This is a genomic window from Streptomyces sp. 142MFCol3.1, from assembly GCF_000424945.1.
Lineage (GTDB): Bacteria > Actinomycetota > Actinomycetes > Streptomycetales > Streptomycetaceae > Streptomyces > Streptomyces siamensis.
The window spans coordinates 104516-120439 of record NZ_AUKV01000026.1 but is presented as its reverse complement, the minus strand read 5'-3'; the positions used below and the strand labels follow the sequence as shown (position 1 = coordinate 120439).

Genomic DNA, 15924 nt, shown 5'->3' with positions numbered 1-15924 from the left:
CAGGAGCGGAAGACCTCGCGCACGTCCGTGACGGAGTCGACCTTCTCCAGCAGCTCCCAGCCCTCGGCGTAGGCCTGCATCATGGCGTACTCGATACCGTTGTGGACCATCTTGGCGAAGTGGCCCGCACCGACCTTGCCGGCGTGCACCGACCCGAAGTCGCCCTCGGGCTTGAGCGCGTCGAAGACCGGCTGCACCTTGGCGACGTTCTCCTTGTCGCCGCCGTACATCAGCGCGTAGCCGTTCTCCAGGCCCCAGACACCGCCGGAGACGCCGCAGTCGACGAAGCCGATGCCCTTGATGCCCAGCTCGACGGCGTGCTTCTGGTCGTCCGTCCAGCGGGAATTGCCGCCGTCGACGACGACGTCGCCCGGCTCCAGCAGGGCGGCCAGCTCGTCGATGGTGGCCTGGGTCGCGGCACCGGCCGGGACCATGACCCACACCACGCGCGGGCCCTTCAGCTTGCCCACAAGTTCTTCGAGGCTGTGGACATCGGCGAGGTCCGGGTTGCGGTCGTATCCGATGACGGTGTGGCCTGCGCGGCGGATCCGCTCGCGCATGTTGCCGCCCATCTTGCCGAGGCCGACGAGACCGAGCTCCATCAGTGGTTCCTTAGGGTTGCGACGTGGCGTGAGAGCACTCCCGTGCCCGTGTCAGAGCCTAAGCCTGGCTGCACCACCCACGCCTTTCGGGCAGCGGGGGAAGTCACACACATCTGTGGGCATACCCGCTCAGACGGTCGCCTCATCGTGGACGCGTGCGCCTGACCCGGAGGCCCGGCGCACGCGGAGGCTCAGCCCGACAGCCGCACCGGCATGATCAGGTACTTGTAGGCCTCGTCGGCCTCCGCGTCGACGGCCGGCTTGCCGCTCAGCAGCGCGGGCTTCGTCGACGTCGTGAAGGACAGCTGGGCCACCGGCGAGTCGATGGCGCTCAGACCGTCGAGCAGGAACGTCGGGTTGAAGGCGATCGAGATGTCGTCGCCGTCCAGCTGGGCGTCGACCCTTTCCACAGCCTGTGCGTCGTCGCTGGAGCCGGCCTCCAGGATCAGCACGCCCTGCTCGAAGCTGAGGCGCACCGGGGTGTTCCGCTCGGCGACCAGGGCCACACGCTTGACGGCCTCGACGAAGGGGCCGGTCTCGATCACCGCGACCGAGTTGAACTCCGTCGGGAACAGGGTGCGGTACTTCGGGAGGTCGCCTTCGAGCAGACGGGTGGTCGTGCGGCGTCCGGCGCCCTCGAAACCGATCAGGCCCTCGCCCGCGCCCGAGCCGGAGAGCGCCAGGATGACGCTGTCGCCGCTGGTGAGCGCCTTGGCGGTGTCCAGGAGGGTCTTGGCGGGCACCAGGGCGACCGCGGACGCGTCCGGGTTCTCCGGCTTCCACAGGAACTCTCGGACCGCGAAGCGGTAGCGGTCGGTGGAGGCGAGGGTGACGGTGTCGCCCTCGATCTCGATGCGCACACCGGTCAGGACCGGGAGTGTGTCGTCGCGGCCCGCGGCGATGGCGACCTGCGCGGCGGCCGAGGCGAAGACCTCACCGGGGACCGTGCCCGTCGCCGACGGCATCTGCGGCAGCGCCGGGTACTCCTCCACAGGCAGGGTGTGGAGTGTGAATCGCGAGGAGCCACAGACCACGGTCGCCCGTACACCGTCTGTGGAGATCTCTACCGGCCGGTTGGGGAGAGCGCGGCAGATGTCCGCGAGCAGACGGCCGGAGACGAGGACCGTGCCCTCCTCGTCGACCTCCGCGTCCACAGAGACGCGCGCCGAGACCTCGTAGTCGAAGCTGGAGAGGCTCAGGGCGCCCTCCTCGGCCTTCAGGAGGAGGCCGGCGAGCACAGGCGCCGGCGGACGGGCCGGGAGACTGCGTGCCGCCCAGGCCACTGCCTCCGCGAGTACGTCGCGTTCCACCCGGATCTTCACCGTTGCCGCCTCCGTCTGTTGCCGGCGCTCTCGCCCTGCTGGCCTTCGTCGTCCCGGTGTCGCTCTGCCTTGTGAGGGGAAGGACACCGGGGACCAGTCTGACGCACCGCGCTGACAGTCGGTGCCCCTCGGGGTCAAGTCGTGCCGAGCGGCAGTCGAGCCGCCGAGAGCAAGTTGTGCACAGCCCCGTCTTCGAAACGATTCCCAGGCTCTCTCTAGTTGGAAGTAGTAGTAGGGCCTGTGGATACCGTGGATAACCCCGTTTTCGCAGGTCAGGCGGGATTTTTTGTCCACTGGCCCTGTGGGCGGAGGCGGTGGACAACCGGGCACTTCTGTGGACGACGAAAAGTTCTGCACACTCGATGCACAGCCTCGGGCCACTTCTCCCCAGCGTCGTCCCCAGCTTTACCCACGTTCCCCACAGCCCAACCCGGCACCTTGATGTGACGCCTTTCACTCGACACGGTGAGAAGGCGCGTCACGTTGCCGAACAGTGGACAGGGGTGTGGAGAAGCTGGGGATCGCTGGGGACAACCGGCTGAAGCCTGTGGGTCGACGGTGGACAACTCCGTGCACACCCTGTGGATCTTTTCTTCGTCCACAGTCTGTGGAGAGCGGTCGTCCACGAATCCACAAGCGGTTGACCTGGTCTGATGGTCATTCAACAGCTCCTCCTGTGGACACAGTCTGGACAACTTCCCAGTCCCCAGGTTGTGGACGCCAGAAAGTCACCGAATCTGTGGAGGGTGGCCGTAACCGGGCTCCTAATCGAACAGCTGATGTCGTGCCGGTTGCGACGCACACGGGCCGGACGACCCTCCGAGGGGGTGCCGGAGCCTCTCGGAGCGGCCTTTCGCAGCGTTCTCCAGCGGGCTCACGCCGGCTTGGAGCGCTCGGAACCAGCCGGGGGAGCCACTCTGTGGAACCGGCCGACGCCCCTCGGGGCGGGGGCCGAGACCCTCTCGCGACGACTGCCGGAGCGGTGAGCGGCGGCCGCGGACCCGCCGGCGACGCGGACGGCGCCGACGGCGCAGACGGCCCGGGGAGAACGCGAAAGGCGCCCTCGGGGACGTGCCCCGGGGCGCCCTCACCCGCGTACGGCCGCTGTCGTCAGGTGCGGGCGGCCACGTGGTCAGCCGTTCTTGATGCGGTTCGTGAGCTCGGTGACCTGGTTGTAGATCGAGCGGCGCTCGGCCATGAGCGCACGGATCTTGCGGTCGGCGTGCATCACGGTCGTGTGGTCGCGGCCGCCGAACTGCGCGCCGATCTTCGGCAGTGACAGGTCCGTGAGCTCGCGGCACAGGTACATGGCGATCTGCCGGGCCGTCACGAGGACACGGCTGCGGGAGGAACCGCACAGGTCCTCCACCGTGAGACCGAAGTAGTCGGCCGTGGCGGCCATGATCGCGGTGGCCGTGATCTCGGGCGCCGAGTCCTCCCCGCCGGGGATCAGGTCCTTGAGGACGATCTCCGTCAGACCGAGGTCCACGGGCTGCCGGTTGAGCGACGCGAACGCGGTCACCCGGATCAGCGCGCCCTCCAGCTCGCGGATGTTGCGCGAGATCCGCGAGGCGATGAACTCCAGCACCTCGGGCGGGGCGTTGAGCTGCTCCTGCACCGCCTTCTTGCGGAGGATCGCGATGCGCGTCTCCAGTTCGGGCGGTTGGACGTCGGTGATCAGACCCCACTCGAAACGGTTCCGCAGCCGGTCCTCCAGCGTCACCAGCTGCTTGGGCGGTCGATCGGAGGACAGCACGATCTGCTTGTTCGCGTTGTGGAGCGTATTGAAGGTGTGGAAGAACTCCTCCTGCGTCGACTCCTTGTCCGCGAGGAACTGGATGTCGTCGACGAGCAGGATGTCCATCTCGCGGTACCGCTTGCGGAAGCTGTCGCCCTTGCCGTCGCGGATGGAGTTGATGAACTCGTTGGTGAACTCCTCCGAGCTCACATAGCGCACCCGAGTGCCGGGGTAGAGGCTGCGGGCGTAGTGCCCGATCGCATGCAGCAGGTGCGTCTTGCCGAGTCCCGACTCCCCATAGATGAAGAGGGGGTTGTACGCCTTGGCCGGCGCCTCGGCGACGGCGACGGCGGCCGCGTGCGCGAAGCGGTTCGAGGCGCCGATGACGAACGTGTCGAAGAGGTACTTCGGGTTCAGGCGCGCGGTCGGCTCACCCGGACCCGACGCCGGCGCGGGCTTCGCGGCCAGCGGGCCGGGCGCACCGGAGGGAGGCAGCGAGGGGCCGCCGCGGTGCCCGGGCCCGGCGCCGCCCGGGGACGGCTCCTGGAGGTCCCGGCGGTCGGTCCGCTGGTCGTAGTCGCCCCGCGGCTGGTCGTAGTCCTGGCGCTGCTGCTCGTAGGGCTGGCGCTCCATCGACTGCGGCCGGTAGTCCTGGCCGGGCGAGGCGTACGGATCCCGCTCCGGGAAGCCGAGCCGCTGCTGCTGCCAGCCGTAGTCGTCCTGGGAGTGCCGCGGCCAGGCGCCCGGCTCGGGCCGATGGTAGTCCGGGTAGGCGGGCCGGGCCGTCGGCAGCTGGTCCTGACGTCCGGACGGCAGCTGGTCACCGGGACCGCCCGGAAGCTGGTCGGCGCGGCCACCCCTGCGGTCGTCGGCGCGGTGGCGGCCGTAACCCTCGTACTCGTCGCGCCGCTGGCCGTCGTAGGCACCGCGGTCGTCGCGGGCCGGGGCGTCGTAATCGCGGCCCTGCGAGTCGTAGGGACTGCGGTCGTCACGGGACTGGGAGCCGTAGGCCGCCCTCTCGTCCCCGCCCTGGGATCCGTACCCCCCACGCTCGTCGCCCTGGGATCCGTAGCCGGCGCGGTCGTCGCCGCCCTGGCCGTCGTACGCGTCACGGCCGTGGCCGGGTCCGGAGGGGGGCTCGGGCTCCTCGTAGCGCGACGGGGCGGACGGGGCCGGGGCGGGGGGCTCGCCGACGGAGTCGTCGACGGTGATCGCGATGCGGATCGGACGGCCGCACTCGCGGCTCAGGGTCTCGCTGACGATCGGCGCGAGACGTCCTTCCAGTACCCCCTTCGCGAACTCGTTCGGGACCGCGAGCAGGGCGGTGTCGGCGACCAGCGCCAACGGCTGGCAGCGCTTGATCCAGTGCTCGTCCTTCGCCTCGACACCCTGACCCCGGCCCTCCCCGAGGAGTTGTTCGAGTACTCGTGGCCACACTGCGGCAAGATCGGCAGGTACGTCAGCCACAGGGCACGCTCTCTCATGGGTCCCACGAACGTGTGGTTCTGGGAACGGGTTGGGAAGTCAGTCGGGTGGGGCGGGGGGAACAAAACCGCTGCGGCGGTGGGAAGGGAACGAATCGGAGTCCAGCCACGGTAGTCAGGGCGACCGGTGCGGTTCAAGTTGTTGTCCCCAGCCTGTGGATAGTGTCTCCCGGCAGGGGTTGGTTTGACCGGATGGCGTAGCCGCGCGTACCGTAACCAGGTCGAGTTGTCGATGGCTGCTGCCGCCTGCCTCCGATGGGCACAGATCGCGAAGAGTGATCGGGAAGCGGTGCACTCGGGCGTAACGAGCTACCTCGTGGGCGCACGGTGACAGCCAGGACGGCACCCCGCCACCACCGATTCTTTCTGGAGCCCCCGAGTGAGCAAGCGCACCTTCCAGCCGAACAACCGTCGTCGCGCCAAGACCCACGGCTTCCGCCTGCGGATGCGCACCCGTGCCGGCCGCGCGATTCTCGCGAACCGTCGTGGCAAGGGTCGCGCCAGCCTGTCCGCCTGATCACTTACAGGTCATGACGTCGTGCTGCCTACCGAGCATCGGCTGAGGCGGCGCGAGGACTTCGCGACCGCGGTACGCCGAGGACGCCGGGCCGGACGCCCGCTCCTCGTCGTCCATCTGCGTAGCGGTGCAACGGACCCGCACGCGCCTGGGGAGAGCGCTTCCCCGACGCGTGCGGGTTTCGTCGTGAGCAAGGCCGTGGGTGGAGCGGTCGTACGCAACAAGGTGAAGCGCAGGCTTCGCCATCTGATGCGTGACCGAATCGCTCTGCTGCCCCCCGGTAGCCTGGTAGTCGTACGAGCGCTGCCCGGTGCGGGCGACGCCGACCATGAACAGCTGGCCCGAGACCTGGACGCCGCCCTTCAACGGCTGCTGGGAGGGGGCGCGCGATGAAGTACCCGCTGCTGGCTCTTATCAAGCTGTACCAGTGGACGATCAGCCCGTTGCTCGGGCCGGTCTGCAAGTACTACCCGTCGTGCTCCCACTACGGCTACACGGCCATCGACCGGCACGGTGCGATCAAGGGAACGGCACTCACCGCCTGGCGCATCCTCCGGTGCAATCCGTGGTCGCTGGGTGGCGTGGACCATGTTCCGCCGCGCAAGCGTCCGCGGTGGCACGAAATGCTGCGTAACGCCTGGCGTGCACGCAAGGGCGGGAACTCCGCCGCCGAACCGGCCACCGAGGGGCCTGGTAGGTCCGACCACCCCTCAAGCCCGGCCGCCGAGACCCCGTCCCATGCTCAAGGAGCCTGATTAGTGGACACGATTGCCAGTCTTTTCAGCTTCATCACGACACCCGTTTCTTGGGTCATCGTCCAGTTCCACTCCGTGTACGGGGAGATCTTCGGTCCCGACACGGGATGGGCCTGGGGCCTGTCCATCGTGTCACTGGTGATCCTGATCCGTATCTGCCTGATCCCGCTCTTTGTGAAGCAGATCAAGGCCACTCGGGCGATGCAGACGCTGCAGCCCGAGATGAAGAAGATCCAGGAGCGCTACAAGACCGACAAGCAGCGCCAGTCCGAAGAGATGATGAAGCTGTACAAGGAGTCGGGTACCAACCCGCTCTCCTCGTGCCTTCCCATCCTGGCGCAGTCGCCGTTCTTCTTCGCCCTGTACCACGTGCTCAACGGCATCGCGACGGGCAAGACGATCGGCGTCATCGACGACCAGTTGCTCGCCAGCGCCCGTAAGGCGCACATCTTCGGCGCCCCGCTCGCGGCCAAGTTCACCGACAGCGCCGACAAGGTCGCTCAGCTCGGCGCCACGCTGACCGACGTCCGCGTCGTCACCGCGATCATGATCGTCCTGATGTCGGGGTCGCAGTTCTACACGCAGCGCCAGCTGATGACGAAGAACGTCGACACCACGGTGAAGACGCCCTTCATGCAGCAGCAGAAGATGCTGATGTACGTCTTCCCGGTCATGTTCGCCGTCTTCGGCATCAACTTCCCGGTCGGTGTCCTCGTCTACTGGCTGACCACCAACGTGTGGACCATGGGCCAGCAGATGTACGTGATCCACAACAACCCGACCCCGGGTTCCAAGGCTCAGGCTGCTTACCTGGAGCGTCTGACCAAGCACGTCACTCACCACGGCAAGACCCGCAGCCGGGGCGAGCGCGCCATCGTCAAGGCGATCGTCGCCAAGGGCCGCGACCGCAACGAGTTCGAGCGCAAGTTCATCAACAGCCTCACCAAGGTGGGCCTGGCCGCTGCGGCCGATGGCACCGTGGCGAAGAGCGATGTCGCCGTCGTCACCGAGACCGAGGACGGCACTCCGGTGACCGGCGCCGCTCCCAAGCGCCAGCAGCCGAAGCGGCAGTCGAAGTCGCAGCGTCAGTCTCAGTCGGGCACCGCCAAGGCGGCCGACGAGCCCGAGCCGAAGACCTCGCTGAGCAAGTCCGACGAGCCGGAGGACGCCAAGCCCTCCCCCGCCAAGCCGGCCGGTGGGGGCAACAAGCCCGGCGCCGGTACCCGCAGCAAGGCCCAGTCCGGACAGCGCAAGGGCCCTCAGCGGCCCAAGTCCCCGTCCAAGAAGTAAGAAGGAGTCCATCCCGTGACGGAAGGCACCACCTCCGCCGCCACCGAGGGCGACACCCTGACCCGCCTGGAGCAGGAAGGCGAGATCGCGGCGGACTACCTCGAGGGTCTGCTCGACATCGCCGATCTCGACGGTGATATCGACATGGACGTCGAGGCCGACCGCGCCGCTGTCTCGATCATCAGCGACGCGGGAAGCCGTGACCTGCAGAAGCTGGTCGGCCATGACGGTGAGGTGCTGGAGGCGCTCCAGGAGCTCACTCGCCTGGCAGTGCACCGGGAGACCGGGGACCGCAGCCGCCTCATGCTGGACATCGCGGGCTACCGGGCAAAGAAGCGCGAGGAGCTCTCCGAGCTGGGCGCCAAGGCCGCGGCCGAGGTCAAGAGCTCGGGCGAGCCCGTGAAGCTGAAGCCGATGACGCCCTTCGAACGCAAGGTGGTGCACGACGCGGTCAAGGCAGCGGGGCTGCGCAGTGAGTCCGAGGGCGAGGAGCCGCAGCGCTTCGTCGTCGTGCTTCCCGCCTGATCGGTACGTACGTTCCATCGGCCCCGTCTGTTGCGCAGACGGGGCCGAACTTTGTCAGCCTGATAGTCCTGGAGACAGCGCCCAGTGCGCTCATGCGGTACGGAAGGACGGTCCCCCCGTGACGGAGGCAGCGGAGCTTCCCCCTGCGCCCGAGCAGGCGCGCGAGGTTTTCGGCGATCGCTTCGCGGACGCGGTGCGGTACGCGGAGCTCTTGGCCGAGGCGGGAGTGAAGCGGGGTCTGATCGGCCCGCGTGAAGTGCCCCGGCTCTGGGAGCGGCACCTGCTGAACTGCGCGGTGCTCTCCGAGGTCGTCCCCGAGGGCGTGACGGTGTGCGACGTGGGCTCGGGTGCCGGGCTTCCGGGCATTCCGCTGGCGCTCGTCCGTGAGGACCTCAAGATCACGCTGCTCGAGCCGCTGCTGCGGCGCACCAACTTCCTGACCGAGGTCGTGGAGCTCCTCGGCCTCGATCATGTGACGGTCGTCCGTGGACGTGCTGAGGAGGTCATGGGCAAGCTGCCTCCGGTCCATGTGGTGACGGCTCGTGCGGTGGCGCCTCTGGACCGCCTGGCCACGTGGGGCATCCCTCTGCTGCGCCCCTACGGCGAGATGCTCGCCCTCAAGGGCGACACCGCGGAGGAGGAGCTGAAGAGTGCTGCCACGGCCCTGAGCAAGCTCGGTGCCGTGGAGACGTCCGTTCTCCACGTCGGGGACGGGGTGGTCGACCCGCTCTCCACCGTCGTGCGTGTGGAGGTCGGTGAGAGTCCGGGTGGTGTGCGCTTCGCCGCCAAGCGAGCCAAGGCCGCCCGAACCGGTCGAACCCGGCGCCGACGCTGACCTCCTGAGAGGCCTCGATCTCCCGGTTCTGCTGTGTGGAGCCGGGAGTCTTTCGTCACTCCACCCGGTCAGATCGGGTGGCTGTCCGTACTCCACACAAGCCTCCAAACCTACGCATCTCGGAGTGTCGCGCGGTGATGGCCTGAATGGCTATGCATCGTGTTTCACGTGAAACGTCGCTCACTGTTGCACGGAATCATCAGCCGCGGCCGTGCTGCGGCCGAACCTCGCGACCGAAAGCCTCTCGGTTCACTCGGAGAGGGTGCGGAGTTGTCCACAGAGGTGGATTTCTCCACAGAACAACGGGCCTCGCTGGTTCACGACCCCGAAGGCATGGGAGGCTCTGTTCATTGCGAGCCTGAAGTCGAGGAGAGTGAATCCTTGCGGTCCGACGCCAACATCGCGGGACCGATGACCGATCCGGTCCCCGGTCCCCGTACCGAGTCGATGGGGGAGGATGTTTCACGTGAAACACCGCCCCCGATGGACGACACTCCCATCGGTCGTGCTGCCCAACTTGCGGTGGAGGCGCTAGGTCGCGCCGGCGAGGGTCTGCCACGGCCCGAGCAGACCCGGGTCATGGTGGTCGCCAACCAGAAGGGTGGGGTGGGCAAGACCACGACCACGGTCAACCTGGCCGCTTCGCTGGCGCTGCACGGTGGTCGTGTCCTGGTGATCGACCTCGACCCTCAGGGCAATGCCTCTACAGCGCTGGGCATCGACCATCACGCCGAAGTCCCGTCCATCTACGACGTGCTGATCGACAGCAAGCCGCTCTCGGAAGTCGTCCAGCCCGTCCCGGACGTCGAGGGTCTCTTCTGCGCTCCCGCCACGATCGATCTCGCCGGTGCGGAGATCGAGCTGGTGTCCCTGGTGGCTCGGGAGAGCCGGCTGGAGCGAGCGATCCAGGCGTACGAGCAGCCGTTGGACTACATCCTCATTGACTGCCCGCCGTCGCTGGGCCTCCTCACGGTCAACGCTCTCGTTGCCGGTGCGGAGGTACTCATCCCCATCCAGTGCGAGTACTACGCGCTGGAGGGGCTGGGCCAGCTTCTGCGCAACGTGGACCTGGTGCGGGGACATCTCAACCCCGCTCTCCATGTCTCGACGATCCTGCTCACCATGTACGACGGCCGGACGCGTCTCGCGTCGCAGGTCGCGGACGAGGTGCGGAACCACTTCGGTGACGAGGTGCTGCGGACAAGCATTCCGCGCTCGGTCCGTATCTCCGAGGCCCCGAGCTACGGGCAGACCGTCCTGACTTACGATCCGGGTTCCAGCGGTGCTCTCTCGTATCTTGAGGCCGCACGGGAAATCGCCCTCCGAGGTGTCGGAGTGGCGTACGACGCGCAACACGCACACGCGGGTGCGCAGAACGATCAGAACACGGTGGAGGGGATCCAGTGAGTGAGCGACGACGGGGGCTGGGGCGCGGCCTCGGCGCACTGATCCCTGCGGCTCCGACAGGGGAGAGGCCGGCGCCTCCGACGAGTGGGACACCCACCTCGTCGGCGGCCGCGCCTGTCCTCACGGCGGAACGCGGGGTGGCTGCGGCGAAGGTGGCCACGCTGCCGCCCGTTTCACATGAAACGGAGGAGCCGGCGGAGGTCGCATCCTTCGAGGTGCCTTCAGAGCCCGTCGGCGCGCACTTCGCCGAGCTGCCGCTCGACTTCATCACTCCTAACCCGCGTCAGCCGCGTGAGGTCTTCGACGAGGACGCCCTCGCCGAGCTGGTCACCTCCATCAAGGAGGTCGGGCTCCTCCAGCCCGTCGTCGTGCGTCAGCTGGGGCCGGCCCGCTACGAGCTCATCATGGGCGAGCGGCGCTGGAGGGCCTGCCGAGAGGCGGGACTGGAGGCCATTCCGGCGATCGTCCGGGCCACGGACGACGAGAAGCTCCTCCTGGACGCCCTGCTGGAGAACCTCCACCGCGCTCAGCTGAACCCTCTGGAGGAAGCGGCCGCCTACGACCAGCTACTCAAAGACTTCAACTGCACGCACGACCAGCTGGCGGACCGCATCGGACGGTCCCGTCCGCAGGTCTCCAACACCCTGCGTCTGCTGAAGCTCTCCCCTGCGGTCCAGCGCCGCGTTGCAGCGGGTGTCCTCTCCGCGGGGCACGCACGGGCCCTGCTCTCCGTCGAGGACTCTGAGGAGCAGGACAGGCTTGCCCACCGCATCGTGGCCGAGGGGCTCTCGGTGCGGGCGGTCGAAGAGATCGTGACGCTCATGGGTTCCCGGCCGCAGAGTGCGCCACGCTCCAAGGGGCCCCGCGCCGGCGGTCGCGTCTCTCCGGCTCTGAGCGACCTGGCGACGCGCCTCTCGGATCGCTTCGAGACGCGGGTGAAGGTCGACCTGGGGCAGAAGAAGGGAAAGATCACCGTCGAGTTCGCATCGATGGACGATCTTGAGCGCATCCTCGGCTCCCTGGCGCCCGGCGAGGGTCCTGTCCTGCAGAAGAGCCTTCTGGACGACGACTCCGACGACTCGGAGGCCTGAGTCGGCCGAGTAACCGCGCGGCCGCTCGACGACACGTTCTGCCGTCGGCCCGACCAGCGGAGCGGACTGTGTCCGGTGTGTACCGGAACACGGTCCGCTCTTTGCTTTCTGGCGGTATCGATGGAATCGCATCGTGGATACGATGCGATCAGGTATGGCGCATCCACCTGGCAGCACCTTCATCGGGGAGGCGGGGGCCATGCAAACCGTGAGCCGTACCGGATTGGTGACCGCGGGCCTGGGGCTAGGGGCGGTCGGCGGCTTCGTCGGCAGCCTGCTCAGGGAGCACAGCGCCTTGACAGCCGCCCGCGATGCCGCGGGTCAAGGAAGCGAGGAACACCCTTCATGGGGCGTCGGCTGGTACCGCTCACGCTGGACAACCTCCAGGACCTTCCCAAGCGCTGCCGCGCGTGTGTCTTCTGGGAACTGGACCCAGTCAGCGGAGAAGCCGCGATAAAGGCGGGTACACCGGCACTGGAAAAGGAAGCCTGGATCTCCGCGGTCCTGCTGGACTGGGGTTCCTGTGGCCGTGTCGTCTACGTGGACGACGTGCCGGTGGGCTTCGTGCTGTACGCGCCCCCTGCTTATGTCCCACGCTCCACGGCCTTCCCCACGAGCCCGGTCTCGCCGGACGCGGTGCAGCTGATAACGGCGTTCATCATGCCCGGCTACCAAGGGCAGGGACTCGGCCGTGTGATGGTCCAGACGGTCGCCAAGGATCTGCTGCGCCGGGGCTTCAGAGCGATCGAGGCCTTTGGCGACGCACGGTGGAAGGAGGCGGCGTGTGTGCTCCCCGCCGACCATCTGCTCTCCGTGGGATTCAAGACGGTCCGGCCGCACCCCACGTATCCGCGGCTGAGGCTGGAGCTGCGCTCGACGCTCTCGTGGAAGGAAGACGTGGAGCTGGCTCTGGACCGGCTCCTGGGGGCAGTGCAGAAGGAGCCGGCGCTCCGTCCACTGTGACGGCTGATCCGGCGCCGCTCGATAGAGGTGACGAGACCTCTGTGACGGTCAAGCAAATGGGCCAGCCCTTTCGGGCTGGCCCATTCGTGTTTCACGTGAAACATGCGCCGCTCGCCGCGGCGAACACCGACTACTCGGCGATGAACGCCTCGAGGTCGCGCACGATCGCGGCCTTCGGCTTCGCGCCAACGATGGTCTTGGCGACCTCGCCACCCTGGTAGACGTTCAGGGTCGGGATCGACATGACGCCGTACTTGGCGGCCGTGGCCGGGTTCTCGTCGATGTTGAGCTTGACGACCTCGATCTTGTCGCCGTACTCGGAGGCGATGGCCTCGAGGGACGGCGCGATCTGGCGGCACGGGCCGCACCAGGCGGCCCAGAAGTCCACCAGGACGGGCTTGTCGCTCTTGAGGACGTCCTCGTCGAAAGAAGCGTCGGTCACATTCTTCAGGGTGCCGGCCACGGCGGGCTCCTTAACTTGTTGGTGCGGTGGGGCGGGTGAGGGTCAGACGGTGGCAGTCGCGGCAGCGGTCTCGCTGTCCGCGAGAGCGGCGAGGAAACGCTCGGCGTCGAGAGCGGCCGAGCAGCCCGTGCCGGCGGCGGTGATGGCCTGGCGGTAAGTGTGGTCGACGACGTCGCCGGCGCCGAAGACACCGGTCAGGTTCGTCCGGGTGGAGGGTGCGGCGACCTTCAGGTAGCCCTCGTCGTCCAGGTCGAGCTGGCCCTTGAAGAGCTCGGTGCGAGGGTCGTGGCCGATCGCGATGAACAGACCGGTCACCGGCAACTCGGAGGTCTCGCCGGTCTTCAGGTTGCGCAGGGTGAGGCCTTCCAGCTTCGGGTCGCCCTTGATCTCGGCCACCTCGCTGTCCCAGACGAACTTGATCTTCGGGTCGGCGAAGGCACGCTCCTGCATCGCCTTGGAGGCGCGAAGGGAGTCCCTGCGGTGGACGATGGTCACGGACTTGGCGAAGCGGGAGAGGAAGGTCGCCTCTTCCATCGCGGTGTCGCCGCCACCGATCACAGCGATGTCCTGGTCCTTGAAGAAGAAGCCGTCACAGGTCGCGCACCAGGAGACGCCACGACCGGAGAGCGCGTCCTCGTTGGGCAGGCCGAGCTTGCGGTGCTGGGAGCCCGTCGTGACGATGACGGCCTTGGCGCGGTGCACGGTACCGGCGGTGTCCGTGACGGTCTTGATCTCGCCCGTCAGGTCGACGGCGACGACGTCGTCGGGAACCAGCTCGGCGCCGAAACGCTCAGCCTGGGCGCGCATGTTGTCCATGAGCTCCGGGCCCATGATGCCGTCCTGGAAGCCGGGGAAGTTCTCCACCTCGGTGGTGTTCATCAGTGCACCGCCTGCGGTGACGGCGCCCTCGAAGACCAGCGGCTTCAGCGACGCGCGCGCGGTGTAGAGCGCCGCCGTGTAGCCGGCCGGCCCGGAGCCGATGATGATCACGTTACGGACGTCGCTCACGGCTTGATTCCTCGTCTCTGGAGACTGCTGCGTATCCGGTGGGAGCCACTCTCAGTACTCTCACCCCACCCAACGGATCCTAAGGGGCTTCAATTCCCGCTGTGTCCGGGCACACGGAGACGTCGTACCGCACACAGATCCCATGCGGTATCCGGGGACGAGCGGGGTCGAGAGAGACAGCGTCAGGACCGGTCGTACGACTTCGTGAGAAGCAGCTTGCCCGGCGTCGCCGAGCCCTCCTTCTCACAGGCGTCGTCGACGATGTACGCCGTGACCTTCGTGCCGTCGGATGTGTCGGGTTGGACGACGAGATAGACGCTCGTCCCCTTGTACGTACCCTTCTCGGCGCCGAGCACTGCTCCGGCGTTCCCAGTCCCTTGTTGCACGCAGTCGGGCACCGGCACCTTCGGTGTGATCAGGGTGTCGACTCCACCGGATTCAGTGCCTGTGTCGTGTGACTCGACGCCCCAGGGCTTGGCGCTGCCGGACTTGGTTCCCGTGCTCTTGTTCTTGGACAGCAGGTCCGAGACGCGCTGCTCCAGCTGGCCTTCGGAGAAAGTGGCCTTCGACGACGTTTCCTGCTGCGCGCGCGTCTGAGGCTCCTTGCCGGAGCTGTCGCCCCCCATGGACTGCACAAGGATCGTGCCCAGCCCCAGAGCGGCGGCGGTGAAGACGGTCCCCAGGACGACCACCCTGCGCCGCCCGCGGCGTGCTCGGCGGGCACGGCCTGGTCCTGAGGCCGCCCGCGGATGTCCGGAAGGGCGGTCGGTGGGAGCGGGGGAGCCGGAGTCGCCGACGGATGAGGCTGCTCCGGTGCCGAGCGGTGTGAGAGGAGTGTCGGTGGTGGAGGGGACGGTCGATGTTTCACGTGAAACATCGGCGTGCTCGTCCTGCGCGCGCGCCGCGTGATCAGGCGCCGTGGCGCTCAGCAACGCTTCCGCCGCGAGAGCCGCATCGATACGGCCTGCGACGTCGTCGGGCATACGGGCAGGGCCGGGCATCGTGCCCAGCAGTCCCCGGATCTCCTCCAGCGACTCGTACACCTCGGAGCAGAGTGCGCACTCTTCGAGATGCCGTCGCACATCCTCGGTACGGGAAGGCGAGAGCAGACCCTCGGTGAGGTCGGAGATCTCCGCGACGTCCGGGTGCCCGGCCGTCTCTGTCGTGGATGTCACGCTCGCCCACCTCCGCCCTTCACAGCAGCTGAATCGCTCGGCCCTGCGTCCTGCGGGCCCGCATCGTGCGGTCCCGCTGCCGGTGGGACGGATGTCCCCTGCGTCCGGTTCCTTCGGCCGCCCGACTTCTCGGACTCCTCGCCGCCGCCGGCCGTGCGGAGGTGGGTGAGCAGCGGGAGCAGTCTCGCTCTGCCGCGAGCACAGCGGCTCTTCACCGTGCCGGTGGGGACGTCGAGGATGCGGGCGGCTTCGGCGACGGGGTAGCCCTGCATGTCCACCAAGACCAGGGCGGCGCGCTGGTCGGCCGGAAGCGTGCCCAGGGCGCCGATGAGTTCGCGGTGGAGGTCATTGCGCTCGGCCGGCGCGGAAGCGGACTCGTGCGGTTCGAGGAGCTGCTCAAGACGTTCGGTGTCGTCGACCGGCGAGGTCTTCCTGGAGGCGGTCTTGCGGGCACGGTCCAGGCAGGCGTTCACCGTGATGCGATGCAGCCACGTCGTGACGGCCGACTGGCCGCGGAATGTGTGGGCTGCCCGGTAGGCGGAGACGAGGGCGTCCTGGACCGCGTCAGCGGCTTCCTCGCGGTCTCCCAGCGTGCGCAGGGCCACCGCCCACAACCGGTCGCGATGACGCCGTACAAGCTCGCCGAAGGCGTCCGGGTCGCCCGCTACATGGCGGGCGAGGAGATCCTGATCGCTTGCTTCGTCGTATGCGACTTCATCGGCCATCGGACCCCCTCCCCTCCCGCGACG

General features: G+C 67.9%; 16 protein-coding genes. 9 read left to right on the top strand and 7 right to left on the bottom strand.

Annotated features, from left to right (window positions below):
- From H305_RS0132425 to dnaA, 3 genes are all read right to left on the bottom strand, one after another.
- The coding region (locus tag H305_RS0132425; protein ID WP_028804113.1) for an NADP-dependent phosphogluconate dehydrogenase at positions 1-602 on the bottom strand (602 nt) is incomplete at its 3' end.
- Positions 603-793: 191 nt separating this feature from the next.
- Positions 794-1924 (bottom strand): DNA polymerase III subunit beta, encoded by a 1131-nt coding sequence (gene dnaN, locus H305_RS0132420; RefSeq protein ID WP_028804112.1) that lies wholly within the window; start codon positions 1922-1924, stop codon positions 794-796.
- Between the two features lie 1132 nt (positions 1925-3056).
- Positions 3057-5129, bottom strand: coding sequence for a chromosomal replication initiator protein DnaA (dnaA, locus tag H305_RS0132415; protein ID WP_063611371.1), 2073 nt, complete (start codon positions 5127-5129; stop codon positions 3057-3059).
- Positions 5130-5525: 396 nt separating this feature from the next.
- On the opposite strand from dnaA, the gene rpmH reads away from it, so the two are divergent.
- The 9 genes from rpmH (at position 5526) to H305_RS0132370 (ending at position 12529) form a co-directional block, all read left to right on the top strand.
- Entirely contained in the window at positions 5526-5663 is a 138-nt protein-coding gene (gene rpmH, locus H305_RS0132410) for a 50S ribosomal protein L34 (RefSeq protein WP_006381191.1), read from the top strand.
- Positions 5664-5684: 21 nt separating this feature from the next.
- Positions 5685-6056: a ribonuclease P protein component gene (gene rnpA / locus H305_RS51320; protein WP_078629361.1), complete on the top strand. Its 372-nt coding sequence runs from the start codon at positions 5685-5687 to the stop codon at positions 6054-6056.
- Positions 6053-6418 carry a membrane protein insertion efficiency factor YidD gene (gene yidD / locus H305_RS0132400; protein WP_028804109.1) on the top strand — a complete coding sequence of 122 codons (366 nt, stop codon included), beginning with the start codon at positions 6053-6055 and terminating at the stop codon, positions 6416-6418. The genes rnpA and yidD overlap by 4 nt, the downstream gene beginning before the upstream one ends.
- 3 nt (positions 6419-6421) lie before the next feature.
- Positions 6422-7708 carry a membrane protein insertase YidC gene (gene yidC / locus H305_RS0132395; RefSeq protein ID WP_028804108.1) on the top strand — a complete coding sequence of 429 codons (1287 nt, stop codon included), beginning with the start codon at positions 6422-6424 and terminating at the stop codon, positions 7706-7708.
- A gap of 15 nt (positions 7709-7723) precedes the next feature.
- The gene (locus tag H305_RS0132390; RefSeq protein WP_028804107.1) at positions 7724-8233 is read left to right on the top strand and encodes a protein jag; all 510 of its coding nucleotides are present in this window, start codon (positions 7724-7726) and stop codon (positions 8231-8233) included.
- Positions 8234-8351: 118 nt separating this feature from the next.
- Positions 8352-9068, top strand: a complete 717-nt coding sequence (gene rsmG, locus H305_RS0132385; protein WP_028804106.1) for a 16S rRNA (guanine(527)-N(7))-methyltransferase RsmG — start codon at positions 8352-8354, stop codon at positions 9066-9068.
- A 333-nt stretch (positions 9069-9401) separates the two neighbouring features.
- Positions 9402-10475 carry a ParA family protein gene (locus tag H305_RS0132380; RefSeq protein WP_078629360.1) on the top strand — a complete coding sequence of 358 codons (1074 nt, stop codon included), beginning with the start codon at positions 9402-9404 and terminating at the stop codon, positions 10473-10475.
- Positions 10472-11566, top strand: coding sequence for a ParB/RepB/Spo0J family partition protein (locus tag H305_RS0132375; RefSeq protein WP_028804104.1), 1095 nt, complete (start codon positions 10472-10474; stop codon positions 11564-11566). The genes H305_RS0132380 and H305_RS0132375 overlap by 4 nt, the downstream gene beginning before the upstream one ends.
- 345 nt (positions 11567-11911) lie before the next feature.
- Positions 11912-12529 (top strand): GNAT family N-acetyltransferase, encoded by a 618-nt coding sequence (locus H305_RS0132370; protein WP_028804103.1) that lies wholly within the window; start codon positions 11912-11914, stop codon positions 12527-12529.
- 130 nt (positions 12530-12659) lie between these two features.
- Here the strand turns inward: H305_RS0132370 and trxA are convergent, their stop codons facing one another.
- From trxA to sigM, 4 genes are all read right to left on the bottom strand, one after another.
- Positions 12660-12992, bottom strand: coding sequence for a thioredoxin (gene trxA, locus H305_RS0132365; protein WP_028804102.1), 333 nt, complete (start codon positions 12990-12992; stop codon positions 12660-12662).
- 42 nt (positions 12993-13034) lie between these two features.
- Positions 13035-14000 (bottom strand): thioredoxin-disulfide reductase, encoded by a 966-nt coding sequence (gene trxB / locus H305_RS0132360; RefSeq protein WP_028804101.1) that lies wholly within the window; start codon positions 13998-14000, stop codon positions 13035-13037.
- Between the two features lie 182 nt (positions 14001-14182).
- Positions 14183-15175, bottom strand: coding sequence for a hypothetical protein (locus H305_RS0132355; RefSeq protein ID WP_028804100.1), 993 nt, complete (start codon positions 15173-15175; stop codon positions 14183-14185).
- Positions 15172-15900: an RNA polymerase sigma factor SigM gene (gene sigM, locus H305_RS0132350; RefSeq protein ID WP_028804099.1), complete on the bottom strand. Its 729-nt coding sequence runs from the start codon at positions 15898-15900 to the stop codon at positions 15172-15174. Before sigM ends, H305_RS0132355 begins: the two co-directional genes overlap by 4 nt.
- Positions 15901-15924 lie beyond the last annotated feature (24 nt).

Excerpts from the sequence above, each read along its gene's own strand:
- yidD (WP_028804109.1), top strand. The coding sequence starts at position 6,053 with ATGAAGTACCCGCTGCTGGCTCTTATCAAGCTGTACCAGTGGACGATC.
- H305_RS0132380 (WP_078629360.1), top strand. The coding sequence starts at position 9,402 with ATGGGAGGCTCTGTTCATTGCGAGCCTGAAGTCGAGGAGAGTGAATCC.
- H305_RS0132370 (WP_028804103.1), top strand. The coding sequence starts at position 11,912 with ATGGGGCGTCGGCTGGTACCGCTCACGCTGGACAACCTCCAGGACCTT.
- sigM (WP_028804099.1), bottom strand. The coding sequence starts at position 15,900 with ATGGCCGATGAAGTCGCATACGACGAAGCAAGCGATCAGGATCTCCTC.